The 23,793-nt window shown below is 65.5% G+C and carries 21 protein-coding genes and 1 pseudogene; 11 read left to right on the top strand and 11 right to left on the bottom strand.

All coding sequences use genetic code 11. From position 1 onward, the window contains the following. Nucleotides 1-9 precede the first annotated feature (9 nt). The 4 genes from NRS07_RS09135 to NRS07_RS09120 all read right to left on the bottom strand — a co-directional run bounded on the left by NRS07_RS09135 (nt 10) and on the right by NRS07_RS09120 (nt 6,432). Nucleotides 10-2,334: a molybdopterin cofactor-binding domain-containing protein gene (locus NRS07_RS09135; RefSeq protein ID WP_259212749.1), complete on the bottom strand. Its 2,325-nt coding sequence runs from the start codon at nt 2,332-2,334 to the stop codon at nt 10-12. After that, complete coding sequence (locus NRS07_RS09130) at nt 2,273-5,518, bottom strand: EAL domain-containing protein (protein WP_373889865.1); 3,246 nt, start codon at nt 5,516-5,518, stop codon at nt 2,273-2,275. The genes NRS07_RS09135 and NRS07_RS09130 overlap by 62 nt, the downstream gene beginning before the upstream one ends. A 139-nt stretch (nt 5,519-5,657) precedes the next feature. Next, nucleotides 5,658-5,876, bottom strand: coding sequence for a DUF1289 domain-containing protein (locus NRS07_RS09125; RefSeq protein WP_259212748.1), 219 nt, complete (start codon nt 5,874-5,876; stop codon nt 5,658-5,660). Next, nucleotides 5,857-6,432 carry a DUF1415 domain-containing protein gene (locus tag NRS07_RS09120; protein ID WP_259212747.1) on the bottom strand — a complete coding sequence of 192 codons (576 nt, stop codon included), beginning with the start codon at nt 6,430-6,432 and terminating at the stop codon, nt 5,857-5,859. Before NRS07_RS09120 ends, NRS07_RS09125 begins: the two co-directional genes overlap by 20 nt. A gap of 351 nt (nt 6,433-6,783) precedes the next feature. On the opposite strand from NRS07_RS09120, the gene NRS07_RS09115 reads away from it, so the two are divergent. The 4 genes from NRS07_RS09115 to selD all read left to right on the top strand — a co-directional run bounded on the left by NRS07_RS09115 (nt 6,784) and on the right by selD (nt 12,332). Next, a complete protein-coding gene (locus NRS07_RS09115) occupies nt 6,784-8,127 on the top strand; it encodes a transglycosylase SLT domain-containing protein (protein ID WP_259212738.1) in 1,344 nt (447 codons plus the stop codon). A 371-nt stretch (nt 8,128-8,498) separates the two neighbouring features. Continuing rightward, the gene (locus tag NRS07_RS09110) at nt 8,499-10,052 is read left to right on the top strand and encodes a DEAD/DEAH box helicase (RefSeq protein WP_259212734.1); all 1,554 of its coding nucleotides are present in this window, start codon (nt 8,499-8,501) and stop codon (nt 10,050-10,052) included. A 188-nt stretch (nt 10,053-10,240) separates the two neighbouring features. Next, nucleotides 10,241-11,227, top strand: a complete 987-nt coding sequence (senB, locus tag NRS07_RS09105; RefSeq protein WP_259212731.1) for a selenoneine biosynthesis selenosugar synthase SenB — start codon at nt 10,241-10,243, stop codon at nt 11,225-11,227. A gap of 49 nt (nt 11,228-11,276) precedes the next feature. After that, nucleotides 11,277-12,332, top strand: coding sequence for a selenide, water dikinase SelD (gene selD / locus NRS07_RS09100; RefSeq protein ID WP_259212729.1), 1,056 nt, complete (start codon nt 11,277-11,279; stop codon nt 12,330-12,332). Here the strand turns inward: selD and NRS07_RS09095 are convergent. From NRS07_RS09095 to egtD, 4 genes are all read right to left on the bottom strand, one after another. Further along, nucleotides 12,325-12,525: a hypothetical protein gene (locus NRS07_RS09095; protein WP_259212728.1), complete on the bottom strand. Its 201-nt coding sequence runs from the start codon at nt 12,523-12,525 to the stop codon at nt 12,325-12,327. The genes selD and NRS07_RS09095 overlap by 8 nt on opposite strands. A gap of 127 nt (nt 12,526-12,652) precedes the next feature. Continuing rightward, complete coding sequence (locus NRS07_RS09090; protein ID WP_259212726.1) at nt 12,653-13,597, bottom strand: YihY/virulence factor BrkB family protein; 945 nt, start codon at nt 13,595-13,597, stop codon at nt 12,653-12,655. 10 nt (nt 13,598-13,607) lie between these two features. Next, nucleotides 13,608-14,882 carry an ergothioneine biosynthesis protein EgtB gene (egtB, locus tag NRS07_RS09085; RefSeq protein WP_259212724.1) on the bottom strand — a complete coding sequence of 425 codons (1,275 nt, stop codon included), beginning with the start codon at nt 14,880-14,882 and terminating at the stop codon, nt 13,608-13,610. Further along, on the bottom strand, nt 14,882-15,865 hold the full coding sequence (gene egtD, locus NRS07_RS09080) for an L-histidine N(alpha)-methyltransferase (protein WP_259212722.1): 984 nt from the start codon (nt 15,863-15,865) through the stop codon (nt 14,882-14,884). The genes egtB and egtD overlap by 1 nt, the downstream gene beginning before the upstream one ends. 225 nt (nt 15,866-16,090) lie before the next feature. Between egtD and NRS07_RS09075 the strand changes: the two genes are divergently transcribed. The 6 genes and pseudogenes from NRS07_RS09075 (at nt 16,091) to NRS07_RS09050 (ending at nt 20,635) form a co-directional block, all read left to right on the top strand. Continuing rightward, nucleotides 16,091-16,978, top strand: coding sequence for a putative selenate ABC transporter substrate-binding protein (locus NRS07_RS09075; protein ID WP_259212720.1), 888 nt, complete (start codon nt 16,091-16,093; stop codon nt 16,976-16,978). 20 nt (nt 16,979-16,998) lie between these two features. Further along, nucleotides 16,999-17,817, top strand: coding sequence for a phosphonate ABC transporter ATP-binding protein (locus NRS07_RS09070; protein WP_259212719.1), 819 nt, complete (start codon nt 16,999-17,001; stop codon nt 17,815-17,817). Then, a complete protein-coding gene (locus tag NRS07_RS09065) occupies nt 17,817-18,665 on the top strand; it encodes an ABC transporter permease (protein WP_259212717.1) in 849 nt (282 codons plus the stop codon). Before NRS07_RS09070 ends, NRS07_RS09065 begins: the two co-directional genes overlap by 1 nt. After that, nucleotides 18,662-19,465 (top strand): phosphonate ABC transporter, permease protein PhnE, encoded by an 804-nt coding sequence (gene phnE, locus NRS07_RS09060; RefSeq protein ID WP_259212715.1) that lies wholly within the window; start codon nt 18,662-18,664, stop codon nt 19,463-19,465. Before NRS07_RS09065 ends, phnE begins: the two co-directional genes overlap by 4 nt. 60 nt (nt 19,466-19,525) lie before the next feature. Beyond that, nucleotides 19,526-20,026, top strand: a pseudogene (locus tag NRS07_RS09055) (ABC transporter ATP-binding protein); the annotation flags it as partial. Between the two features lie 321 nt (nt 20,027-20,347). Next, nucleotides 20,348-20,635, top strand: a complete 288-nt coding sequence (locus NRS07_RS09050; protein WP_259212698.1) for a hypothetical protein — start codon at nt 20,348-20,350, stop codon at nt 20,633-20,635. Nucleotides 20,636-20,649: 14 nt separating this feature from the next. Here NRS07_RS09050 and NRS07_RS09045 read toward each other — a convergent pair whose 3' ends face one another. From NRS07_RS09045 to NRS07_RS09035, 3 genes are all read right to left on the bottom strand, one after another. Beyond that, nucleotides 20,650-21,132 carry a hypothetical protein gene (locus NRS07_RS09045; protein ID WP_259212695.1) on the bottom strand — a complete coding sequence of 161 codons (483 nt, stop codon included), beginning with the start codon at nt 21,130-21,132 and terminating at the stop codon, nt 20,650-20,652. Between the two features lie 119 nt (nt 21,133-21,251). After that, nucleotides 21,252-22,424 (bottom strand): GGDEF domain-containing protein, encoded by a 1,173-nt coding sequence (locus NRS07_RS09040; RefSeq protein ID WP_259212694.1) that lies wholly within the window; start codon nt 22,422-22,424, stop codon nt 21,252-21,254. A gap of 72 nt (nt 22,425-22,496) precedes the next feature. Beyond that, on the bottom strand, nt 22,497-22,772 hold the full coding sequence (locus tag NRS07_RS09035) for a hypothetical protein (protein ID WP_259212693.1): 276 nt from the start codon (nt 22,770-22,772) through the stop codon (nt 22,497-22,499). Between the two features lie 127 nt (nt 22,773-22,899). Between NRS07_RS09035 and NRS07_RS09030 the strand changes: the two genes are divergently transcribed. Continuing rightward, nucleotides 22,900-23,712, top strand: coding sequence for a transferase spermidine synthase (locus NRS07_RS09030; RefSeq protein ID WP_259212690.1), 813 nt, complete (start codon nt 22,900-22,902; stop codon nt 23,710-23,712). Nucleotides 23,713-23,793: the final 81 nt, after the last annotated feature.

Below are 23,793 nucleotides of genomic sequence, written 5' to 3'. Positions count from 1 at the left end.
CGACGGCTCCTATGCCAGCCGCAACGGCAGACTGCGCAGGCGCTGGCCGGTCAGCTTGAACACGGCAGCAGCCACTGCCGGCGCAACCGGCGGCGTGCCCGGCTCGCCTACCCCTTCCGGGTGGGCGGCGCTTGGCATGATGATGGTCTCGACCTGCGGCGCCTCGTGCATGCGCAGCACCGGGTAGTCGCCGAAATTCGACTGCTGCACCCGCCCGTCCTTGAGCGTGATCTCGCCGTACAGCGCTGCCGACAAGCCGAACAAAACGCCCGACTCCATCTGCTGCGCGACGATGTTCGGGTTGACCGCGATGCCGCAGTCGATCGCGCACACGACCCGGTGCACGCGGATCTGGCCGCCTTTTACCGACACCTCGGCCACCTGGGCCACGGTACTGCCGAACGAACGGTGCAGCGCCACGCCATGGGCGCGCCCGGCTGCCGGCTGGCCGGCGCGCGCCACCGCCGCATCGAGCACCGCCAGCGCGCGCGGGTGCGCTCCCAGCAGGGCGCGCCGGAACGCGACGCTGTCGCGCCCGGCCGCATGCGCCAGCTCATCGATGAAGCCCTCCTTGAAGAAGGCGTTGTGCGAATGCCCGACCGAGCGCCAGTAGCCGATCGGCAGCGGGCTGTCGACGGCCACGTGGGCGATGCGCTGGTTGGCGATCGCGTACTGCATGTCGTAGGCGCCTTCGGCGGTGGTCTTGTCCGGGCCCACGCCGGGCAGGCCGAGATTGCGCGAAAAATACTGGTGGCCGATGGCGCCACTGGCCAATTTGCTGTCCCAGGCAAGGATATTGCCTGCGGCGTCGAGGTGGGCGCGCATGCGCGCCAGCGCGGCGGGACGGTAAACATCGTGGGTGGTGTCGTCTTCGCGGCTCCAGATCAGCTGGACCGGCTTGCCGCCGCTGGCCAGCGCCACCGTCACCGCCTGCGCCACCATGTCGGCTTCCAGCCGGCGCCCGAAACCGCCACCGAGCAGCATGACCTCGATGCTTACGTCTGCGCGCGCCACGCCGGCCACGCGCGCCGCCACGTCGACCGCCACGCTCGGCACCTGGGTCGAAGCCCAAAGGCGAACTTTTCCACCCTCGACCTGGGCGGTACAGTTGATCGGCTCCATGGCCGCATGGGCCAGGTAGGGCGCGCGGTATTCAGCGCTGACGGTGCGCGCGATGCCGCGCACGTCCTGGGTGCCGGCCTCATGATAGACGTAGCCGCTGTCGTGCTCGAGCGCCCGCGCCATTTCGCGCCCTACCTCGTCGCTCGACAACTGCGCCAGGGCGCCGTCGTTCCAGGTTACCGGCAATGCCGCCGCGGCCTGGTGCGCCTGCCACCAGCCGGCGGCGACCACCGCCACGCCGGCGCCGGCGCCGGTGCGCTCGCCCGGCGTGCCGGGAACCGGCACCACGTGCAGCACGCCCGGCATCGACGCCACCGCGGCGGCGTCAAAGGCCGCGACCGTGCCGCCGACCACCGGCGACATCTTTACCGCCGCGTAGACCATGCCGGGCACGCGCGCATCGATGCCGAACAGCGCGCTGCCATCGGTCCTGGTGCGGCTGTCCAGGCGCGCGACCGGCTTGCCGATCAGGCGAAACTGGCCCGCCTGCTTCAGGCGCACGTCGGATGCTGCGATCCCGGCATCGAGGCCAGCAGCCTCCAGCGCCAGCGCGCCATACCCCAGGCGCGCGCCACCCTGGTGGATCACGAACCCGTCTTCGGTACGGCATTGCGCCGGCGGCACGCGCCAGCGCTGCGCCGCGGCCTTCACCAGCAGTGCGCGCGCCACGGCGCCGGCTTCGCGCATCGGCATCCAGGCATCCTTGACGCTGGTCGAGCCGCCAGTGAACATGATGCCCAGTTCGCGCCCGAGCTTGGCCGCCAGCCACTGCGCGCCCTGGTGCGTGCGGCCGTTGTCATCGGGGTGGAAGGGCAAGGCATCGCGCAAGAGCGTGACGTTGGCGTAGATCTTGTCGATCGGGGCCTGGAGGATGCGTACCGAGGCCAGCGGCACGTCGAGTTCCTCGGCCACCAGCATCGGCAGCGCGGTGTGCACGCCCTGCCCCATTTCGCTGCGCGGCACCACCACCGAGACAATGCCGTCCGGCGCAATCGCAACCCAGCCGTTCAGGCCTACCGCGCCGCCTTCAGTGGCCAGCGCTTGCGCCGCATGCAGGCGCTGGCGCGGTGGCTGATAGCCCCAGCCGACCAGCAAGGCGCCACCGGCGAGCAGGCCGCTGGCAAGAAAGCGCCGGCGCCCGGGCTTGCGCTCAGGCGCTGCCTGGGTTGGTCGGTTCGCGTGCTTCGGTTGCTGTGGCCTGGTATGCGTCATTGCGTTCTATGTCTGGTTGCTGGTGCCAATGCGCCAGTAGCGTGGACGGCAGCACTGGCTGTCCGTAGAGATATCCCTGCGCGTGGCTGCAGCCATGACCAAGCAAGAATGCGGCCTGTTCTTCGGTTTCCACGCCTTCGGCGATCACCGACAGGTTCAGGCTCTTGCCGAGTTGGACGATTGCCACCGCAATCGCTTCGGCATTGGCATCGCCTCCGGCGGCGGCCGAGATGTCCTTGATGAAGCTGCGGTCGATCTTCAGGGTCTGCACCGGCAGCTGCTTGAGGTAGGCCAGAGACGAGTAGCCGGTGCCGAAATCGTCAATCGCCAGCCCGACGCCGATCGCGCGCAAGTCGTTGATGTATTCGAGTGCGTCGCCGGTGTTCATGATGACCGATTCGGTCACTTCCAGCTGCAGCCGCGCCGCCGCCAGGCCAGTCTCGCGCAGCACCCCGGCCACGGTCGGGGCGATGCTGCCGCGGTCGAACTGGCGCACCGACAGGTTGACCGCCATTTTGGGCACCAGCAGCCCATCGGACTCCCAGCACACCATTTGGCGGCAGGCTTGCGCCAGCACCCACTGTCCCAGCTGGCCAATGAAGCCGGTGTCCTCGGCCACCGGGATGAAGCGCGTCGGCTCTACCAGCCCCAGCTCCGGATTGTTCCAGCGCACCAGCGCCTCGACACCGATCAGCTCGCCGCTGGCGATGTCGACCTGTGGCTGGTAATGCAGGAAGATCTCGTGCTTCTCGATCGAGCGGCGCAGCATCGATTCCATGCGCAGGCGCTCGACGCCCTCGCCGCTCATCGATGGCGCATAGAACTGGTAGCCATTGCGCCCGCGCGCCTTGGCCTGGTACATCGCGACGTCGGCATTGCGCACCAGCATGTTCAGGTCTGGCGCGTCTTGCGGGAACAGGCTGATGCCAACGCTGGCGGTGATGAACAGCTCGTAACCCGACACGGTGAACGGCTGCTCGAACAGCGTCATCAGCTTGCCGGCCACATGCCCGGCGCCGTAGATGCCCCCTTCGGCGCCCTTGACGTCTTCCAGCAGCACGATGAACTCATCGCCTCCCAGGCGTGCCAGCGTATCGCCTTCGCGCAGGCAGCTGGCAAGCGCGCCGGCCACCTGCTTGAGCAGCTCGTCGCCGACATGATGGCCGAGCGTGTCGTTGACATTCTTGAAGCGGTCCAGGTCGATGAACAGCACCGCCAACTGCTGCTCGGCGCGCGCGGCGCGGATCATCGCGTGCCGCAGCCGGTCGTGGAACAGCAAGCGGTTCGGCAGCGCGGTGAGCGGGTCGTGATGGGCCAGGTGGTCGAGCTTGTCCTGCGACTCCTTGACCTTGGTGATGTCGCCGAATACGCAGACGTAATGGGTGACGCTGGCGTCGTCGCTGGCGCCGCCATCGGCGCCGCGCACCGCCGACACCGTCAGCGACGAGAGATAGAGCTCGCCGTTCTTGCGGTTGTCCCAGATTTCGCCGCGCCAGAAACCGGTGTCGGCCAGCTCGCTCCATAGCTGCTGGTAGAAACCATCGTCATGATGCGGACACTGGCCGCGCCGCGTCAGGCTCGATTGCTGGCCCAGCGCTTCGTGTTCGGTATAACCGGTGATCTGGGTAAAGGCCGGATTGGTGGCGATGATGCGGCCCGAGACGTCGAGTACCATGACGCCGTCGGCGATGTGTTCGAGCACGGTCGCGGCCAGGCGCAGCTTTTCTTCGGCGAGCTTGCGCTCGGTGATATCGGCGAAGACCCAGATACTGCCGTCGTTGGGATGGGCCGGATCGAGCGCGCTGCCACTGGCCAACAGCCACGAAATGCTGCCGTCGGCGCGCCGGAACAGGATTTCTTCGCCGCTGTCGGGACTGCCGGCGCGTTCGCGGCAGCTGTCGATCCAGCGCTGTTCGAACTCGGCGCGGCCGGGGAACAGGATTGCGGTGGAGCCGCCGACCATCGCGCCATCGCGGTAGCCGAACAGCTCTTCGGCGCGCCGGTTGGCCGAGACAATGCGGCGCTCGCGCACGAACAGCACGCCGAACATGACGTTGTCCAGGATCGCGCCCTGCTCGGTAAGCAGCGCCTCGATGCGCATCTGGTCGTACTTGCGCGCGCTGATGTCGTAGATGATGCCGTCGACCCGCAAATCCTCGCCGCCCCAGACGCCCTGCGGCTGCCCGCTCTCCAGTACCCAGCGCTCGATGCCGACGGCGTCGATGATCCGGTACTCGACTTCGTAGGAAGCGCCAGCCTCGAGCGCCTGCTTGGCCAGGTGGCGCTGCATGCGACGGTCTTCGGGATGGATGATATCGGCCCAGTCGTCGGTCGTGGCGCGCATGAAACGCTCTGCCGGGTAGCCGCTGATGTCCTCGATGGCGTCGCTGATGAAGTCGATCGCCCCGCCCGGGCGGGCCCGGAACACGGCACCTGGCACTTGCGTCACGATGGAGCGGAACTGCTCCTCGCGCCGGCCGATGTCGGCGAACAGTTCGCCAATTGCCATGCGCATGCGCTCCATCTGGCTACCCAGCCGCCCCAGTTCATCGTCGGCGCTCGGCACCAGCGGGGTGTCGAAGTCGCCGCGCGCCAGGCGGTCCGAAAAGCCGGTGAGCACGCGCAGCGGCGAGCGCAGGCGGCGCTTGAGCAGCAGCGCGATCAGCAGCAGCGAGATGCCGAGCTGGATCGCCAGCACCAGCACGTAGTTGCGCTGCTTGGCCCGCAACTCTTGCTGGCTCAGGTAGTCGCCCATCTCGATCGCCAAGGCCCCGATCTTCTGACCCCGCACCACGATGTCACGCTCGGCGCGGTAGGCCCGTGCGCCCGCGGGCAGCCGTGCTCGGCGATGGATGACTTCCTCGCCCGCCGCGCCGCGCACCTCGATATGGGTCACAGCCGGATCGCGCATGACGGAATCGACCAGCGACTGTCCCGCCTCCAGGTTCATGTCCCATAACGATTCCTGCATGCCCAGTGCCAGGATGTCGGCATTGCGCTGCAGCGCGCCGTCCAGGCTACGCACCGCCGCTTCGCGTTCCTGCACGCCGATCAGGAAGACGCCGCCGACCAGGGCCGGCACCGCCAGGCTGCCGAATACGACCACCAGCAGTGCGCCATACAGCGAGCGGCTGTAGAGCTTGCGCAGCCGGGAAGTCAATCTGCTGAAAGTCAGTCGTGGCATGGACATCAAGGTGTCGGCTTGGCCCTTGCGCATTCGCAAGGTGCTAACCGTTTATTTAAGGCAATGGTGTTGCATGATTATGCATGCTTCATTGCCACGCGTCACGCAATTGCCGGCGCCGGCCGCGACTACCCGTCGATCAGGTATTCCTGCGCGGATAGCCCTCGGCCAGGATCCGCACCCATACCCTTTCCTTGTCTTCTACGCTCATCGACACCCAGTGCGCCACCTCGGCCACGGTACGCCCGCAGCCGCGGCAGACATCGTCAAAGGTGGTCGAACACACTGCCACGCAGGGCGTGTCGGCGCGCTCCGGTGTTTTTCCCGGCTGACCGGGATCAAGGGGCCGGGCCGACATCGAGCTTATCCCATCCGTCATGGCCGAGCTTTTCCATTGTTTCGATGTTCTTCTCGAAAATTTCTGCAGCTTCCGGGAAAGCCTCGACCGCGCGGTCGATACTGTCTTCGCGCAGCAGATGCAGGATCGGATAAGGTGCGCGGTTGGTGTAGTTGGCGATGTCGTTCGGATCGCTGTCGGCGAACTGGTAATCCGGGTGGAAGCTGGCCACCTGCAATTCACCATCCAGGTGCATGTCCTCGACCGCCGCGTCGGCGACATCCAGGAACTCGTTGTAGTCTTCGAAGTCGTTCAGCACGAATGGGTGGATCAGCAGCGTGGTATCGGTGTCGGCCGCCGGGGTATCCGACAGGTGCTGCAATTCGTCCATCAGTTGCTCGAGCAGGGCTTCGGGCGTGCGCGCCGACGACACGACCAGGCGCACCTGCTCCTTTATATAGACGGCCTTCGCAAACGGGCAGAGATTCAGGCCGATGACAGCCCGCTCCAGCCAGCCGCGGGTAGCGGCAAGGATCGCCTCGTCATCGGCGTGGAGGTTTGGTTTGGTAGTACTCATGGGTAACGACTCATTCTTGAACGCGGGTGCGAGAATCCGGATTGTACGCACTCTTTGCGTGCCCTCATAGATCGGCAGCCCGGCAAGCCTAGGCTGTGCTGGAGAGCTAAGCCCTACTTTGCTGCAGCCTGCTGCATCGCTGAAGCAAGGCGCTCCCGCACTCGGCAGCTAACGCCGCGATCAGCTGCCAACTCGCCTTCTTCTTTCGTTTTCATGATGACAACGATCGTTAATGATCTTGAGAAAATAATTTGTAACGGGCTGGACTTACTTCTTGACGCGTAAGAGCATGCCTACGTACACTGCCCCCTTACCTTGTCCGTTCGTTCCTGGACGCAACACTGGAAAGCGATGAACGATATGATCCGTACGACCCTGGTGACTGCTACGCTGGCCCTGTTGGCCGCCCCGACGGCTTACGCGATGGAAAATGCGCCAGCTTCTGCCAGTGCGGCCGCCGTGTCCGTGCCGACCTCGAATCTGCGCTCCGCCCTGGCGCCAATTCCCGCCCTGAACAAGACCGACGAATACCGCGAAACCGACGTCTGGGGCCGCATCCGCAGTGGCTACGCGATTCCCGATCTCGACAACAACTTGGTCGCTCGCCATACCCGTGACTACAGCGCCCATCCAGAGAGCCTCAGGCGCATCTCGGGCCGCGCCTCGCTCTATCTCTACCACGTAGTGCAGGAACTCGAAAAACGCGGAATGCCGACCGAACTGGCACTGCTGCCGGTGATCGAGTCCGCCTTTAATCCGCAAGCCCTGTCCACCGCCAGTGCGGCTGGATTGTGGCAGTTCGTGCCGGGCACTGGCAGGGATTACGACCTCAAGCAGAACATGTTCAAGGATGAGCGCCGTGGCGTGCTGGCCTCGACCGACGCCGCCTTGACCTACCTGCAACGCCTGTACACGATGTTCGGCGACTGGCAGCTGGCCCTGGCTGCCTATAACTGGGGTGAAGGCAACGTCCAGCGCGCCATCAAGAAAAACCAGGCGCTCGGCAAGGGTAGCGATTTCGAAAGCCTGGCCGACCTGATGCCGGCTGAAACCCGTAACTACGTACCCAAGCTGCAGGCGGTCAAGAACATCGTCGCCAATCCCGCGCAGTACAACATTGCCCTGCCCGCCATCGACAACCAGCCTTATTTCACCGCGATCGACAAGACCAGCGACATCGACGTGGCCGTGGCTGCCCAGTTGGCGGAAATGACGCTTGACGAGTTCAGGGCACTGAATCCGCAGTTCAAGAAGCCGGTGATCACCGGCGGCGAGAAGACCAAGATCCTGCTGCCCAAGGAAAACGCGGAAAAATTCCACCTGAACCTGGCGCAATGGGGCCGTAACCTCTCGACCTGGACCACCCACAAGATCACCGGGGCGCGCGTATCGATTGCGTCGCTGGCGTCGAAATTCGACACCACGCCGGAAGTCATTCGCCAGGCCAATAACATCCCGGCTAAATCCACCCTCAAGGCGGGCTCGACAATCCTGGTACCGAAAGTGTCGGCATCCGACGCCGGCAATATCGCCGAGAACATCATCGACAACGCCGTGGTCGCCTTCGAAGCCGAGCGCAGCGGCGGCAAGCGCGTCAAGGCGTCCAGCGGCACGCGCTACAAGGCCAAGGCAGCCGCACGTACGTCCAAGAGCCGCATTGCCCGCAACGCCTCGTCCAAGCGCAAGCAGCGCTGATCTCCACCTGGGCCGGCTCCATGCCGGCCCAGGGCAGCCCCCCCATGATGGGGCCGTGCAGACTTTTCCAAACTGTTGTATAGTATCGTTTGTGCGCTGCAATAGAGCTTCCAAACACACCGGATGCATCAGTAGTCAAAGCGGCGCGCAGTAATACAACAAGCAGCATCGCAACCCTTGGCGACAATTCGGTCGCCCCCCATAAAGCCCTCCCGCCCTGTGTGTCAGCACCAAGACACCGTCCCGGCGCAAAGCTTTTGTGCCGAAATTTCTTTCAATTCTGAGTCATTTCGTAGTGTTGGTTCGCGTTGCTATTTTGCGCTCGTCATTTGACACGCGCGATCATGATTTAATTCGAAAGTAAAATCCACATGAGTTTTGAAGCACTAGGTTTACACGCGTCCCTCGTCAATGCAGTGGCCACCGCCGGCTACACCCAACCGACTCCAGTGCAGGAGCAGGCGATCCCTGCCGCCATCGCCGGACGCGACCTGCTGGTCTCGTCGCAGACCGGTTCGGGCAAGACCGCGGCTTTCATGCTGCCGGCCCTGAACAAGCTGGCCAATGCCGACCAGGGTGACGCCAGCCGCACTTCGGCGCAAAGCGCGCAGTCGGCCCGTGCCCGCGGCGAAAAAGTCCGCTTTACCGCAGCCCAGCCAAAAATGCTGGTCCTGACCCCGACCCGTGAACTGGCACTGCAAGTAACCAGCGCCACCGAGCAATACACGGTCGAAATGCGCCGCATCCGCGCCGTCTCGATCCTGGGCGGCATGCCTTACCCAAAGCAGATGCAACTGCTGGCCAAGAATCCTGAAATCCTGGTGGCCACTCCAGGCCGCCTGATCGACCACATGGAGTCGGGCAAGATCGACTTCTCGCAACTGGAAATCCTGGTGCTCGACGAAGCCGACCGCATGCTGGACATGGGTTTCATCGACGACATCGAAAAGATTGTCGCCGCGACCCCGTCGAGCCGCCAGACGATGCTGTTCTCGGCAACCCTGGATGGCGTCGTTGGCAACATGGCGCGTCGCATCACCAAGGATCCGCAGACGATCCAGATCATGAGCGCGGCCAATCGCCACGAGAACATCACCCAGCGCGTGCACTTCGTCGATGACTTGTCGCACAAGAACCGCCTGCTCGACCACCTGCTGCGCGACGAATCGGTCGACCAGGCTGTCGTGTTCACCGCCACCAAGCGCGACGCCGACACCATCGCCGACCGCCTGAACATCGCCGGCTTCGCAGCCGCCGCGCTGCACGGCGACATGCACCAGGGCGCGCGCAACCGCACCCTGGACAGCATGCGCCGCGGCCAGGTGCGCGTGCTGGTCGCGACCGATGTTGCCGCCCGCGGCATCGACGTCCCGACCATCACCCACGTGGTGAATTACGACCTGCCGAAGTTCCCTGAAGACTATGTGCACCGTATCGGCCGTACCGGCCGTGCCGGCCGCAATGGCCTGGCGATCTCGCTGGTGAACCATGCAGAAGGCATGAACGTCAAGCGCATCGAACGCTTCACCAAGCAGCTGATCCCGGTCGATGTCGTGGAAGGCTTCGAGCCGAAGCGTTCGGCACCGGCCCGTAGTGGCCCGCGTCCAGGCTGGAAGCCAGGCGACGGCCGCAGCGCCGCCAAGCCGGGCCAGCGCAGCTTCGCCAAGCCAGGTGCACCGCGCGAGGGTGGCTACGCCGACCGCGCCGCGCGTCCGGCCGACAGCCGTTACGCCGACCGTGGCCCACGTGAAGGTTTCGGCGCAGCGCGCGAAGCCGGCCGTGCACCAGCAGCCGGCGCGCCGCGCGAAGGCGGCTACCGTGGCACCCGCACCGAAGGCGCGCCACGCCGCGACAGCGGTTTCGCCAAGCCATCGGCGCATCCGCGTTCGGCTGACGGCGTACGCCGTACCTTCGGCGAATATTAATCGTCGACAGCGGGAGGCGCATGCGTCCTCCTGGCAAGAAAGGCTGCCTCGGCAGCCTTTTTTTTCGTCCGGCGTATCGCCCCCCTGGCTTCGCCGGCCTCACCCTCGCGGTGCGGCATGGCGCGCAGGTCAGGGCGCCGGCGCGGCCCAGGGCGTATAATCGCGCTCCTTTCCCCCGAGACCCGACAGTGCGCAAGCGAATCCTGATCGTCAGCCCCGCCGGTGCGCGGGACAACAATGGCAACTGGCAGACCGCCAGCCGCTGGGCGCGTTTCCTGCGCGCGGCTGCTGGCGGCTACGACGTGCGCATTGCCGGCCACTGGCCGGCCAGCGAGGAACTGGTCGGCAACGAACACCCCGACCTGATGATCGCGCTGCACGCGCGTCGCTCGGCCGCGTCGCTGGCCGCGTTCAGCGCCGCCCATCCCGACAGGCCGAGCGTGCTGGTGTTGACCGGGACCGACCTGTACCGCGACATCGCAAGCGCTCCCGAGGCGGCCGCTTCGCTGGAACTGGCGGGGGCACTAGTGCTGCTGCAGCCCGCCGGACTGGCGCTGCTGCCGCCCCGTTTCCACGCCAAGGCGCGGGTCATCTACCAGTCGGCGCCGTCATTGCAGCCTTACCGGCGCAGGGGCACGGCCCGCTTCGCCGACATCTGCATGGTCGGCCACTTGCGCCCGGAAAAAGACCCGCTGGCGTTTATCCGCGCCGCCGGCCTGGTCCAGCATCCTGCCGCGCGCCTGATCCACATCGGCGCGGCGCTCGAGCCTGCGCTGGGCGAAGCCGCCATTGCCGCGCAAGCGGACAACCCGCGCTACCGCTGGCTCGGGCCCCTGCCGCACGCGGCCACGCGCCAGCGCCTCAAGCGCTGTCATGCGATGGCGATCAGCTCGGCCATGGAAGGCGGCGCCAACGTCATCATCGAGGCAGTCACCAGCGGCGTGCCGGTACTGGCCTCGGACATCAGCGGCAATCGCGGCATGCTCGGCGCAGACTACGCCGGCTATTTCGCGGCCGGTGACGCGGCCGCGCTGGCGCGCATGATCGATCGCTGCATTGGCGACGCGGGCTTCGACGCCCTGCTGCGGCGCCAGTGCGCGGCCCGAGCCGCCCTGTTCGCTCCGGCGACCGAACAAGCGGCGTTGCGCGAACTGGTGGATAATCTCTTGACATGAGCTGTCATTTTGCGCCCGGCGCCCCCCCTATCAACGACTGGACCTCCCTATGAGCACGACGCCTGACCAACCCATCAAACTTACTTCGTTCTCGCATGGCGGCGGTTGCGGCTGCAAGATCGCGCCAGGCGTGCTGGCCGAAATCCTGGGGAAATCAAAAGGGTTTCCGATACCAAAAGAGCTGATGGTGGGCATCGAGACCGCCGACGACGCGGCCGTCTACAAGCTCAACGACGAGCAGGCACTGATCGCTACTACCGACTTCTTCATGCCGATCGTGGACGACGCCTTCGACTTCGGCCGCATCGCGGCAACCAATGCGATCTCGGACGTCTATGCCATGGGCGGCACGCCGATCATGGCACTGGCGCTGGTTGGCATGCCAGTCAACAAGCTTCCCCTCGAAACCATCGGCGAGATCATCCGCGGCGGCGAATCGATCTGCGCCGAAGCCGGTATCCCGATCGCGGGCGGCCACACCATTGATTCGGTGGAACCGATCTACGGCCTGGTAGTGCTGGGCCTGGTGCACCCGTCCAAGGTCAAGAGTAATGCCGGCGCACGCCCCGGAGACGTGCTCATCCTCGGCAAACCGCTTGGCGTGGGTGTGCTATCGGCCGCGCTCAAGAAAGATGCACTCGGCCCCGATGGCTATGCCGCGATGATCGCCAATACCACCAAATTGAACAAACCGGGCAAGGCGCTGGCCGAGATGCCGGGTGTGCATGCGCTGACCGACGTCACCGGCTTTGGCCTGCTCGGCCACCTGCTGGAACTGGCGCGCGGCGCCAAGCTTGCGGCCCGCCTCGACATGGACAAGGTGCCGCTGCTGCCGAACGTACTGCACCTGGCACAGGACGGCTTCGTCACCGGCGCTTCCAGCCGCAACTGGGACGCCTACGGCAAGGACGTTACCCTGAGCGCTGGCATCACGCCGGCGCAGCAGGCGCTGCTGACCGATCCGCAGACCTCGGGCGGCCTGCTGGTCGCCTGCGACCCGGCCAGTAGCGACGACGTGTTGGCGCTGTTCACGCGCGAAGGTTTTGGCGATGCCGCAATCATTGGCCGCATGGATGCGGGCCAGGCGCGCGTGAGCGTCAGCTAAGCGCGCGCGGGTCGCGCTCGGGGTCCGGGTCCTGGCCCTGGCCCTGGCCTTGACGCCCCTGCTCCGGAACACGCACCGGGGCCGACTGGTGCAGTGACACCGCAAGCGCGCTTAGTCCGACCAGCACCAGCAGCAGCGCAGCGAGCGCAATCGCGACCGGCAAGGGCAGGACGAAGGCGACGGTTTGGCTCATGACATCTCCCGGCTAGGTTGATCTGGCGCCCGCTTGAGCTTGCCCAATCTGCGAGCGCAAGCGCCTACTGTGCCACTGCCGTTACTGCCTTAAATTGATGAAGCGCAACCGGTAGCGATCGAGATCTTCAAGCCTGGGGAAGCGTGGTCAAGGGCTCGGGCGGCTCGTTGGCCTGCCCCTGCCCCACCCGCTCGTATTCGGCGATCACCTGGGCACCGAGCAGCAGCAGGGTTGCCCCGATCTCCAGACTGAACATGACCACGATCGCGGTCGTCATCGAACCGTATACGACGTTTACCTGGGATAAGGTGGAGAAATACCAGACCAGGATGTGACGCGCCATTTCCCACAGCAAGGTCGCGGTCACGCCGCCGATCAGGGCATGCCAGACCGACAGCCGTCCTACCGGCATGACCAGGTAGATCGAGGTCAACACCAGGATCTCGCCGAGCAGTCCGAGCAAGTAAAGCAGCACGCCCGAGACACCATTGAGCGACCATTCGTAACCGAACAGCCAGACGCTTTCCTCGCCCAGCACTTCCAGGGTCCCTGCTACCAGGGTGATGATCATGACCCCAACCCCAAGCGCCAGGATATAGCAGTAAGGAAGCACTGCCGACACCAGAAAATGGCGGCGCGAAATCTCGACCCGGTGCTTGAAGATCACGCTCATCGCGTTTTCCAGCACCGTGAACGCGAACGAGCTAAAGAACAGCATGGTGCCGCCCAGCAGCCAGGTAATCAGGTCGCGGTTATCGAGGAAATTCGCGACCTCGGCGACAATCGATTCAGACTGTCCCGGCATCAGGAGCTTGAGGTAACGGTGCAGCGTCTCGAGCAGCTCGCCCTGGTGGATGAAGTGCGACAGCGCCACCACCACGAGCATCAGGAAGGGCACGATCGACAGCAGCGCATAATAGGCCACGGCGCCGGCCAGCAGCAGGCCCTGGTTGGCACGAAAACCGCGCAGCACCTGCAAGGTGAACGCCAGCGGATGGGCCAGCACGTACACATTGGCGCGCTGGTCCATCAGGCGTTCGCGCCAACTGCGGCGCTTTATCGAGCCTACCATCTAGCCAAGCTCATCGAGCCAACCTAATCCCGGAAAACTGCCAACGGGCGCCTGCCGGGAAAAAATTGCGGTAACTGGCACGCGCATGCCCATCGGGCGTGGCACAGGACGAGCCGCGCAGCACATATTGGTTGACCATGAATTTGCCGTTGTACTCGCCGATGACGCCGGGTGCAGGGGCATAGCCCGGATACGGCGCATAGCTGCTGCTGGTCCATTGCCAGCAGGCGCCGAACATCTGCTGCAAGCCATCGCCGTTGGCAGCCGCCGGATGCAGCGCGCCCTCGGCAAGGGCGGCCTGGCGTGCCGCGAATTCCCATTCGGACTCAGTCGGCAGACGTACACCGCACCAGCGTGCATAAGCATCAGCTTCGAACAGTGACAGGTGGGTAACCGGCAGGTCGGGATTGAGCGCTTGCACCCCATGCAGCGTAAATTCGCTCCAGTTTCCGGCTTCGTCGACCAGCCAGTAGAGCGGATGCAAGAGCTCGCCGGTGGCCACGCGGTCCCAACCTTCGGCCAGCCAGAGTGCGGGATCGCGGTAGCCACCGGCGTCGATAAAGGCGCGGTACTCGCCATTGGTGACCAGGCGCGAGGCCAGTTCGAAGGGCGCGATATAGGTGCTGTGACGCGGCAGTTCGTGATCGAAACAAAAACCGCGGCCGTTGAAACCGATCTCGGCCAGGCCGCCATCGAACTCGATCCACGCTGGCGCCCCCGGCGCCAAGGCAGCGTCCGGGTCCTTGCGCAGATCCTGGTGCAGATCCTGCGCCATGTCTTGCTCCATGTCTTGCGCAGAATAAGCCGGGAACATCGGGTTCTGGGCCAGCAGGTGCTTGAGGTCGGTCAGCATCAATTCCTGGTGCTGCTGCTCGTGCTGCAGGCCAAGTTCGATCAGCGCGACGATGGCCGGGTCGGTACTGCGTGCCGCCAACTGTACGACACGACGGTCGACGTCGGCGCGGTAGTCCAGTACCTCGTGCAGCGAAGGCCGGGTGAGCAGGCCGCGCTGCGGGCGCGGATGTTTGGCGCCGATGCCGTTGTAATACGAATTGAACAGCACCCTGAACGCAGGATGGAAGGGCGCGAAGCCGGCTTCGTGCGGCTCGAGGACAAAGGTTTCAAAGAACCAGGTAGTGTGTGCCAGATGCCATTTCACCGGACTGGTGTCCGGCATCGATTGCGCGCAGCAGTCTTCGCCCGAGAGTGGCGCCGCGATTGCGAGCGAGCCTTCGCGCACCCGCCCGAAGGCGTGCTGGATATCTTCGCGCTGCCCGTTACCCATCAATGGATCACCTTGACTTGCGCTTTTGCCCGCGCCTGGGCATGCACAACGGCAAACCAGCGCTGCGGGTCGGTCCACACGCGGGTGGCTTCAAATCCGGAACGCTCCAACAGCGCGATCATGTCGGCCTGCTGGTATTTATAGCTGTTCTCGGTGTGGATACAGTCGCCTGCCTCGAAGCGACGGCTGCCCCCATGCCAGTGCACATGCTGGGGCCGGGTCGCTTCGAGGTGCATTTCGACACGTCCGCGCGCCTCGTTATAGAACCCATGGTGGCGCCAGGCACGGATATCGAAGTCGGCCCCAATTAGCTTGTTTACATGCCGCAAGGCATTTAAATTGAAGGCGGCGGTGACGCCAAGCGCGTCGTCATAGGCGGCGTCGAGCGTGGCCTTGTCCTTGACCAGGTCGATGCCGATCAGCACTGCGCCATCGTCGCCGCACTGCCCGCGCAGGCGGCGCAGGAAGCCTTGCGCTTCGTCGGGCGTGAAATTGCCGAGCGAAGAGCCGGGGTAGAAAAACAGGCGCCGCCCGGCCGCAACCGAGGGCGGCAGTTCAAAGCGCGTCGAGAAATCCATGCCTAACCCTTCCATGGCGATCTGCGGGAAGCGCTGGCGCAGCCGGCCCAGCGCGTCGTTCAGGAATTCGGCGGAGATGTCGACCGCCACGTACTGGGCCGGCGCGAGCAGCGGGAACAACGAAGCGGCCTTGGCGCAGTTGCCGGCGCCAAGGTCGATCAGGGTGGTGCCTGACCCGGCCGCGTGCGCGATCTCGGCGCCATGGCGCGCAAAGATCGCAGCCTCGGTGCGGGTCGGGTAGTACTCGGGCAATTCGCAGATGGCTTCGAACAGCTTGGAGCCGAGCGCGTCGTACAGAAACTTGGGCGAAATCCAGGCGTCGCGCGCCTCGAGCCCGGCATGCAGCTCGTTTGCGACGTGGGCATTGGCGGCGCGCGGCGGGTCTTGTGTGCAGGAGGTGTACATAAGCGTTATCATTCGTGCCGCCACTTCGCACCATGCGTCGTGGCAAAGGGTTGCCGATGTGCTTGCCGATTCAGTTGCAGATTCTATTACCGGGTCGGAGTTGCCGTTTTAGCTATCATAGCGGAATCCAGTCTTTTGCTGCATTCGCCTGACACGCGAACGTGATCCCGGCGTGATGCCTACGGTTCATCCCATTTCCAGTATTTACACTCACGAAAGCCCGATATGACATCGTTCTCGCCATTGCGTGTCCTGAAAACCCTGTTCGCAGCCACCGCCACGGCCGGCCTGATGGTCGCCGCCGGCGCCGCCCATGCCCAGAACACTCCCGGTGTCCTGCGCGTGTCGGCCATCCCCGACGAAGCGCCAACCGAGCTGCAGCGAAAATTCAAGCCGCTGGGCGACTACCTGTCCCGGGCCACCGGCCTGAAGGTCGAGTTCACCCCGGTAACCGACTATGCCGCCTCGGTCGAAGGCCTGGTCAACCGCAAGATCGACATGGTCTGGTTCGGCGGCTTCACCTTCGTGCAAGCGAACGTGCGCAGCAAAGGCATGGTGACGCCGCTGGTGCAGCGTGTCGAAGACGAAAAGTTCCGCTCGGTGTTCATCACTACCAATCCGGCCATCACCAAACTCGAAGACCTGAAAGGCAAGACCCTGTCGTTCGGTTCGGAATCGTCGACCTCGGGCCACCTGATGCCGCGCTCTTATTTGCTGGCAGCCAAGGTCAACCCGGACACTGACCTCAAGCGTATCGCCTACTCGGGCGCGCATGACGCCACGGCCGCCGCAGTAGCTGGCGGCAAGGTCGATGCCGGCGCGCTGAATATGTCGGTGTGGGACAAGCTGGTCGAAGCCAACAAGGTCGATCCGAAGGCAGTGCGCGTGTTCTACACCACCCCGGGCTATTTCGACTACAACTGGTCGGTCCACAGCAGCATGAACCCCGCCCTGAAGAAGAAGATCAGCGACGCCTTCCTGGCACTGGACCCGGCCACGCCTGAAGGCAAGCAGATCCTGGAACTGCAACGCGCGACGAAGTTCATCCCGACCAAGGCGTCGAACTACGCCGACATCGAAGCTGCGGCGCGCAATGCCGGCCTGCTGAAGTAAGCGCACCGGCCAGCCTTGCCATGAGTTTCCGGCTCGAGCAACTCACGGTGCGCCACCTGGTGGCGGGGCCCGGTGCGGCCCCCGCCCTGCATGCGCTCGACCTGGTCATCGAACCCGGCGAGCAGCTGGCGCTGGTCGGCCCCTCCGGCGCCGGCAAGACCACCCTGCTCGCCACCCTTGCCTGTGCCCAGCGCCCCGCCGAAGGACGCTTTTCCGTGTTCGGGCAAGACCCGTGGGCGCTATCGCAGGCGGCGCGCCATCGCCTGCGCGCGCGCCTGTTCCTGGCTCCCCAAACGCCGCCGTTGCCGCCGCGCCAGCGCGTGGTCACCGCCGTGCTGGCGGCGCGCCTGCCGCACATGGGCTTCTGGCGCGCCTTGGCCTCGCTGGTGCGCCCCTCTGATCCGGCTGCAGCGCACGCCGCCCTGGCGCGTTTTGGCCTGGGCGACAAGCTGTATGCGCGCGTCGACCGCCTCTCGGGCGGCGAACGCCAGCGCTGCGCCCTGGCGCGCCTGATGCTCTCGAGTGCCGAAGCTTTTCTGGTCGACGAACCGATTTCCGCGCTCGACCCCGCCCTGTCGCTGCATACACTGGCGGCACTGCAGCAGGAAGCGCGCGAACGCAAGGCCACGCTGGTGTGCAGCCTGCACCAGGTCGAACTGGCGCGCGCCCACTTTCCGCGCCTGGTCGGACTGCGCGCGGGCCGCATCGTGTTCGATGCGCCGCGCGAGCGCGTGACCGATGCCATGATCGCCGCGCTCTACGACAACGAGCACGTCCAGCCGGCCCCCGTGCATGCGCACGAAGCACCGGAGCGGATCGCGATCGGCGCCTGTTTCTGATGCGAGCGGCACCGAGCGCCGCCACGGCCAGCCACCGCCATCCAGACCCGGCCTGGCGCGGCCGCGTCATGGCCACCATTGTCTGCCTGGCCCTGCTGTGGCCGATGCTGGTGGCGAGCGAATTCAAGCCCTGGACTTTGTTCGACCCGCTCAGCCTGGCGGCGGCAGGCATGTTCCTGCGCGATTTCCTGCGCCCTGCCCTGGGCGCCGAATTCCTGGCGATGGTGCTGCGCGAGACCTGGCAGACCGTGGCGATCGCCACTGCCGGCCTGAGTCTGGCGCTGCTGGGCGCTATCCCGGCCACGCTGGCGGTTACCGAGCGGCTGTCGGTATCGCGCCTGGGCACCGGCCGCATGCGTCTGGGCGCCAAACTGCTGCGCCAGCTGCTGCGCTGGGTACTGGTGCTGCTGCGCAGTGTGCCGGAGCTGGTATGGGCGCTGCTATTCGTGCGCATCGTCGGCCTCGGGCCGACCGCCGGCGTGCTCGCCATTGCGCTGACCTATTGCGGCATGCTGGCCAAGGTATACGCCGAAATCCTTGAATCGAGCGATGCCCAGGCGACCGAGGCCTTGCTCGCGAACGGCGCCGGGCGCCTGCCCGCGCTGCTCTACGGCGCCTTGCCGGAATCGTCGGCCGAACTGGTGTCGTATACCGTGTATCGCTGGGAATGCGCAATCCGCGGCTCCGCGGTGATGGGCTTCGTGGGCGCCGGCGGCCTAGGCCAGCGCATGGATGAATCGACCAAAATGATGGCCGGCGGCGAAGTCGCCACCATGCTGATCATGTTCGTGCTGCTGGTGGCGCTGGCCGACCTGGTCTCGAAACTGCTACGCCGGAGGCTCGGATGACACCGCAGCCACCCGACACGCTGCCGCCTGCGCCTGCGCGCTCGCCCGGCACGGCCTTGCTGCTGGCTGGGCTGGTGGCGCTGGTCGTGGCCAGCTTCGCGACCTTGCCGCTGCAATGGGCCGCTTTCTTCGCGCCCGAAGCGCTGGCATCAGTCAGCGAATTCCTGGCCGGCTTCGCGCCGCCCGACACCGCGCCGGCTTTCCTGAAAAAGACGGCCGGCGCGCTGTGGGAGACCCTGGCCATGTCGGCGATCGGCACCCTGCTGGCGGCGGCGGGCGGCCTGGCGCTGGCCCTGCCCGCCTCGGGTCGCATGGGCGGGAGCCTGCGCGCCACCGTGCGCGCCCTGCTCAACGTGCTGCGCTCGATCCCGGAGCTGGTCTGGGCTTCGCTGCTGCTGGTCGCGGCCGGACTCGGGCCGTTCGCCGGCACCCTGGCCTTGGCCGTGCACACGACCGGGGTGCTGGGACGCCTGTTCGCCGACGCCCTGGAAAACGTCGCGCCGCTGCCGGAACACACGCTGCGCAGCAACGGCGCCGCGCCGCTGGCGGCCTTTCTTTACGCGACGCTGCCGCAGGCGCTGCCGCAAATGCTCTCGTATGCGCTGTACCGCTGGGAGAATAATATCCGCGCGGCAGCGGTGCTGGGTGTGGTCGGGGCGGGCGGCCTGGGCCAGATGCTCAAGTACCACCTGTCGCTGTTCCAGATGGAAAGCGCGGCCACGGTCGTGCTCGCGATGCTGGTGCTGGTGGCGATGGTCGACGCGGCCAGCTACGCGTTGCGCCGCGCTCTCACACGTTAACCGGGTGCCAGGCTGCCGCCGCGTCGCCCATGTCCAACCATTGACTCGTTCGCTTACGCCATGCTCGTCCTCGATAACCTGAACAAATCCTATGGCGGCCGCGCGGTGCTGTCCAGGCTCTCGCATGCCTTTCAAGGCGGCGAGTTCGTCGCCATCATGGGCGAGTCGGGGGTCGGCAAGTCAACGCTGCTGAACCTCATCGCGGGCCTGGATGCCCCTGACAGCGGCCAGGTGATCGTCGACGGCATACCGATGTCGGCGCTCGATGACGCGGCTGCCACGCGCCTGCGCCGCACCCGCATGGGCTTCATTTTTCAGGCCTTCCATGTGCTGCCGCACCTGACGCTGCGCCAGAACGTGGCGCTGCCCTTGCTGCTGAACCACGAACCGGCTGGCCGCGCCGACGACATGCTGGCGGCAGTCGGACTGCAGGGCCGCGGCGACGACTTCCCGCGCCAGCTCTCCGGTGGCGAGCTGCAGCGGGTAGCGATCGCGCGCGCCCTGGTACACCGGCCGGCGCTGCTGCTGGCCGACGAACCGACCGGCAACCTCGATCCGGACACCGCCGCCGTCATCCTCGGCCTGTTGCGCCAGGAAACCCGTGCCAGCGGTGCCGGCGCCATCATGGTGACCCACTCGCATGCCGCCGCCGCAATGGCCGACAAGGTGCTGTTATTGAGTCATTCCGGATTGAAATTAGCGTAAGTTCCACGAAGAAAGACTCAGATTCGCCGTATTACGTGTCACGGGTGAATCGTGCGTGACGCAATCGTAGTAATATCACAACGAGCCGCCATCGAATAAGTTGTGATAACAGGCAGGTTTTTTTCCAGAACAGTCGATCTGTCCCGAATCCATCTGGTTTAAATTCGGAGAAGCAACATGAGCGTACGACAGAAAAAACAGGAAATGCTTGCCGCAATGGAAAGGGCGCGTGCAATGGAGCCCTCGAGCTTCGTGCCCAACAAGCTGCTCGACACCCTGATCGAGCGCATGCAGTTGAAGAACGACGCGGAACTATGCCGTGTGCTCGAGGTGCAGCCGCCCATCATCAGCAAGATCCGGCATCGCAAGCTCAATGTAGGCGCCACGATCCTGTTGCGCATGCACGAAAAGTCGAATATCCCGATCCGCGAACTGAAAGAGCTGACCAGCGCATCGATTCACTGAGCTTGCCGAACCGATCAGCCTTGCGTTGGCGGGCGCCCTGTTTTGAGCTGGGGCAGTGCCGCCAGCACCGCCTTGAGCGTGGCGATATCGACCTGGCCCAGCAGCGCCACGCCCACGCGCAGCAATTCGCTCTTCTTGACCTCGATGCCGGCGCGCAGGCAGGCGCTTTTCACTTCCGCTAACACTGCATATTCTCCCTCCGGCATGGTGAAGCTGTCCCGCACCAGCACCGGACGTGCCGCCGCAACCGGGACAGCCGGGGCCGGGGCCTTGCGCGCCCGCTGCCGTGGCGCCATTGTCGACAGGGATTTGGCCGCCGCTTTCACCGCGTTTTTCACGCCGGATCGGGCGCTCGCCTTGGCCGCCGGGCGCGCCCGGGTGGCGGCTTTAGCCGGCCGGGCCGGGGCTTGCGCCGCTTTCGCGGGCTTCTCCGGTTCGGCTTTCTTGCGCGCGCTGCGCTTGGGTGCCACCGTTACGGCGACCGACTTCCTGGGCATGACCGACTCCATCGTTCAACAAGCTAAACAATATAGTCGATTTGACGCCCCACTGCAGGAACCGGCGCGGGTTCCACGACGCGCCGCCGCAGCGCATATCCGGCCGCCCGGCGCGCGCTTCAGACTTCGGCCGGCGTGTGGCCTGCCTGGCTGACCCGGTTGCGGCCAGCGGCCTTGGCCGCTCGCAGGGCATCGTCGGCGCGCTGGAACAGGGTGACGGTACTGTCTTCGGGGCGCAGGATGGTGACGCCAAAGCTGCCCGTCATGGCAATCAAGGCACGTTCGCTCTTGACCGGCGTACTGGCGATGGCGGCGCGAATGCGCTCGGCCACAAGCGTCGCTTCGTCCAGGTTGGTGCGCGGCAGCAGGATCGCGAATTCGACCCCGACCAGGCGCCCGACCAGGTCGGAATCGCGCAGCTGCCGCTTGCATAGTTCGACCACGTTGCGTAGCACCGCATCGCCGGCCGGGTGGCCGTAGCTGTCGTTGACGCGTTTGAAGCCGTCGAGATCGAGTACCACCAGCGCGGTTGGCAGTCCCGGGCGGCGCGCCAGCGCCATCCAGGGCCCCAGCGCATTGAAGAAGCCACGCCGGTTCGGCACATTGGTCAGCGGGTCCACCAGCTCGAGGCGCGCCAATTCACGGCCGGCGCGCTCGCGGCCCAACAGCAGCATGCCAAAGCCGTTGATCAGCATCAAGAGGTAGAGCGCGGCGCTGGACAGCTGGCGCAGCAGTTCGCTGGACAGCCAGCGCCAGCCACCCGGCAACACCAGCACCGACAGGCCGCGCAAAGCTACCACCAGCGCCAGCGCGGCAGTGAGCAGCGCCAGGAAGCGTTGCAGCAAACTGGCCTCGCGCCATCCCGAGGCCAGCGCCACGGCGCCGAGCAGGTAGAAAGCGCCAAGCAGAAGCGACGCGGCAACGCTGCGCAGGCCTTGCTCATCGATCAGGTAGCAGACGAAAAAGGCGGTGATTCCCAGCGCAAGGACCAGTGCCAGCGGCCGCCGCCATCCTTCGCGGCCATGGCTTTCCCAGGCCGCACCGGCCTCCAGCGCGACCCCGGCGAACAGCAAGGCGTAGCCTCCCGGCAGTGCCAGCGCCTCGGGCACCACGCCGAAGCTGCCCAGCGCCAGCAGGGTCCAGGCGCCGGCCTGCACCTGCTTGGACAAGGCCCACGCGGCCAGCGCCGGCGGGCGCACCGGGCCATCGTCGTAGAAGGTCAGTACGGCGCACAGGGCCAGGTTGCCCAGGGCCAGCACCATGACCATCGTGGTCGCGTCAAGATTCGTCATGTTCCAGGGGTCAGTTCAGCGTCAGTTCAGGGTCAATTCAGGGGCGGCTCGGGGAATCGGCCAGGCAGCGGCTCAAAATTCATGTTCGACGCGCTGGGTGCCGTCGCCTACCCTGCTGGCCCAGGCGCGGGCAAAATAGTCTCGCTCCTCCGGGTCAGGCGGCGCGTTCCAGAACACGATCAGCGTGCCCTTGTGGTCGTGGACCTGGGTCAGCTTGTCGACGAAGCCGCCGTTGCCTGCACTATCGGCCAGCGCCATCGCGTAGCCGTATACGCGCTGCAGGCGCTCAATCCGGTCTGGCTCGGTCAAGGCGTTGGTGGCGGTAATCGAGGGATGATCGAGGAACATGGGGGGCTTCCGGTTGTTCGAATGGTCAGCTTATCAGAAAGAGATGCCTCACAACAAGCTACGCAAAGGGCCGCCACGCCTGCGCCCTGCATTCCCGGCACGCCAATCATCCCGTACACTCGCCCCCATGGCAGATCCGCGCGACCCTCGTCCTGACCCTTGCTGCGAAGGTCCACCTGACCCTGCGCCGATTGTCAGTACCGAGGGCGACCGCCGCACCCTCGCATTTACCCCCGGCGACATCCAGAGCGAGATGCGCTTGTCGCAGCCGAACGCACTGGTGCTGGCTTATCCGCGCGCCATGATGTGCTTTGCTCTACTGGTTCCGCGCCCGCAGCATATCGTCATGGTCGGGCTGGGCGGCGGCTCTTTGGCCAAGTTTTGTTACCGCCATTTTCCGCGGGCGCGCATCACCGTGCTCGAAGTGCGCGCCGACGTGATCGCGCTGCGCGCCCTGTTTCAGGTGCCGCCTGACGATGCCCGCCTGCGCGTGCTGCACTGCGACGCCGCCGCCTGGCTGGCGCAGCAGGCTGGCAGCGCCGACGTGCTACTGGTAGATGGCTTCGATGCAAGCGGCCTGCCACCGGCACTGTCGAGCGCCAGCTTTTATACCGACTGCCGCCGCGCCTTGCGTCCCGGCGGCGTACTGGTGGCAAATATTTTTTCTTACGCGCCTGACTATGTATCTGCCCTGCAACGCCTGCAGCAGATCTTCGGCGGCCATGTCTGTTGGCTCTCTGGCATCGCCGGTAACAACCAGATCCTGTTTGCGCAGCGCCCGGCGCACGCCGCCGGCGCCCCCGGGCATGCCCTGCGCTTGCTGCGCGACACCCTCGGCAACCGCGGCCTCGGGGCGGCCCTGCTCAACCGCCTGCTGGCGCGCACCGTGGTGGCCTGGCTGGCCCGGCGTGGCCGCTCGCGCCGCCGCCCCCACCCCTGACCTGTATGCATGCAACATTTTGTTTGCCGAACACCTGCGGCTTGTGACACACTTCATGTCTTGATTCCTATTGGCAAGCCT

The organism is Massilia sp. H6 (assembly GCF_024802625.1).
GTDB lineage: Bacteria > Pseudomonadota > Gammaproteobacteria > Burkholderiales > Burkholderiaceae_D > Telluria.
Note: the sequence above shows the minus strand (reverse complement) of the source record. Positions and strands in the feature narration are given on the sequence as shown.

Coding starts and splice junctions, on each gene's coding strand:
- NRS07_RS09135 (WP_259212749.1), bottom strand. CDS start 2,334: ATGACGCATACCAGGCCACAGCAACCGAAGCACGCGAACCGACCAACC.
- NRS07_RS09130 (WP_373889865.1), bottom strand. CDS start 5,518: ATGCCACGACTGACTTTCAGCAGATTGACTTCCCGGCTGCGCAAGCTC.
- NRS07_RS09125 (WP_259212748.1), bottom strand. CDS start 5,876: ATGTCGGCCCGGCCCCTTGATCCCGGTCAGCCGGGAAAAACACCGGAG.
- NRS07_RS09120 (WP_259212747.1), bottom strand. CDS start 6,432: ATGAGTACTACCAAACCAAACCTCCACGCCGATGACGAGGCGATCCTT.
- NRS07_RS09115 (WP_259212738.1), top strand. CDS start 6,784: ATGAACGATATGATCCGTACGACCCTGGTGACTGCTACGCTGGCCCTG.
- NRS07_RS09110 (WP_259212734.1), top strand. CDS start 8,499: ATGAGTTTTGAAGCACTAGGTTTACACGCGTCCCTCGTCAATGCAGTG.
- selD (WP_259212729.1), top strand. CDS start 11,277: ATGAGCACGACGCCTGACCAACCCATCAAACTTACTTCGTTCTCGCAT.
- NRS07_RS09095 (WP_259212728.1), bottom strand. CDS start 12,525: ATGAGCCAAACCGTCGCCTTCGTCCTGCCCTTGCCGGTCGCGATTGCG.
- NRS07_RS09090 (WP_259212726.1), bottom strand. CDS start 13,597: ATGGTAGGCTCGATAAAGCGCCGCAGTTGGCGCGAACGCCTGATGGAC.
- egtB (WP_259212724.1), bottom strand. CDS start 14,882: ATGGGTAACGGGCAGCGCGAAGATATCCAGCACGCCTTCGGGCGGGTG.
- egtD (WP_259212722.1), bottom strand. CDS start 15,865: ATGTACACCTCCTGCACACAAGACCCGCCGCGCGCCGCCAATGCCCAC.
- NRS07_RS09075 (WP_259212720.1), top strand. CDS start 16,091: ATGACATCGTTCTCGCCATTGCGTGTCCTGAAAACCCTGTTCGCAGCC.
- NRS07_RS09070 (WP_259212719.1), top strand. CDS start 16,999: ATGAGTTTCCGGCTCGAGCAACTCACGGTGCGCCACCTGGTGGCGGGG.
- NRS07_RS09065 (WP_259212717.1), top strand. CDS start 17,817: ATGCGAGCGGCACCGAGCGCCGCCACGGCCAGCCACCGCCATCCAGAC.
- phnE (WP_259212715.1), top strand. CDS start 18,662: ATGACACCGCAGCCACCCGACACGCTGCCGCCTGCGCCTGCGCGCTCG.
- NRS07_RS09050 (WP_259212698.1), top strand. CDS start 20,348: ATGAGCGTACGACAGAAAAAACAGGAAATGCTTGCCGCAATGGAAAGG.
- NRS07_RS09045 (WP_259212695.1), bottom strand. CDS start 21,132: ATGCCCAGGAAGTCGGTCGCCGTAACGGTGGCACCCAAGCGCAGCGCG.
- NRS07_RS09040 (WP_259212694.1), bottom strand. CDS start 22,424: ATGACGAATCTTGACGCGACCACGATGGTCATGGTGCTGGCCCTGGGC.
- NRS07_RS09035 (WP_259212693.1), bottom strand. CDS start 22,772: ATGTTCCTCGATCATCCCTCGATTACCGCCACCAACGCCTTGACCGAG.
- NRS07_RS09030 (WP_259212690.1), top strand. CDS start 22,900: ATGGCAGATCCGCGCGACCCTCGTCCTGACCCTTGCTGCGAAGGTCCA.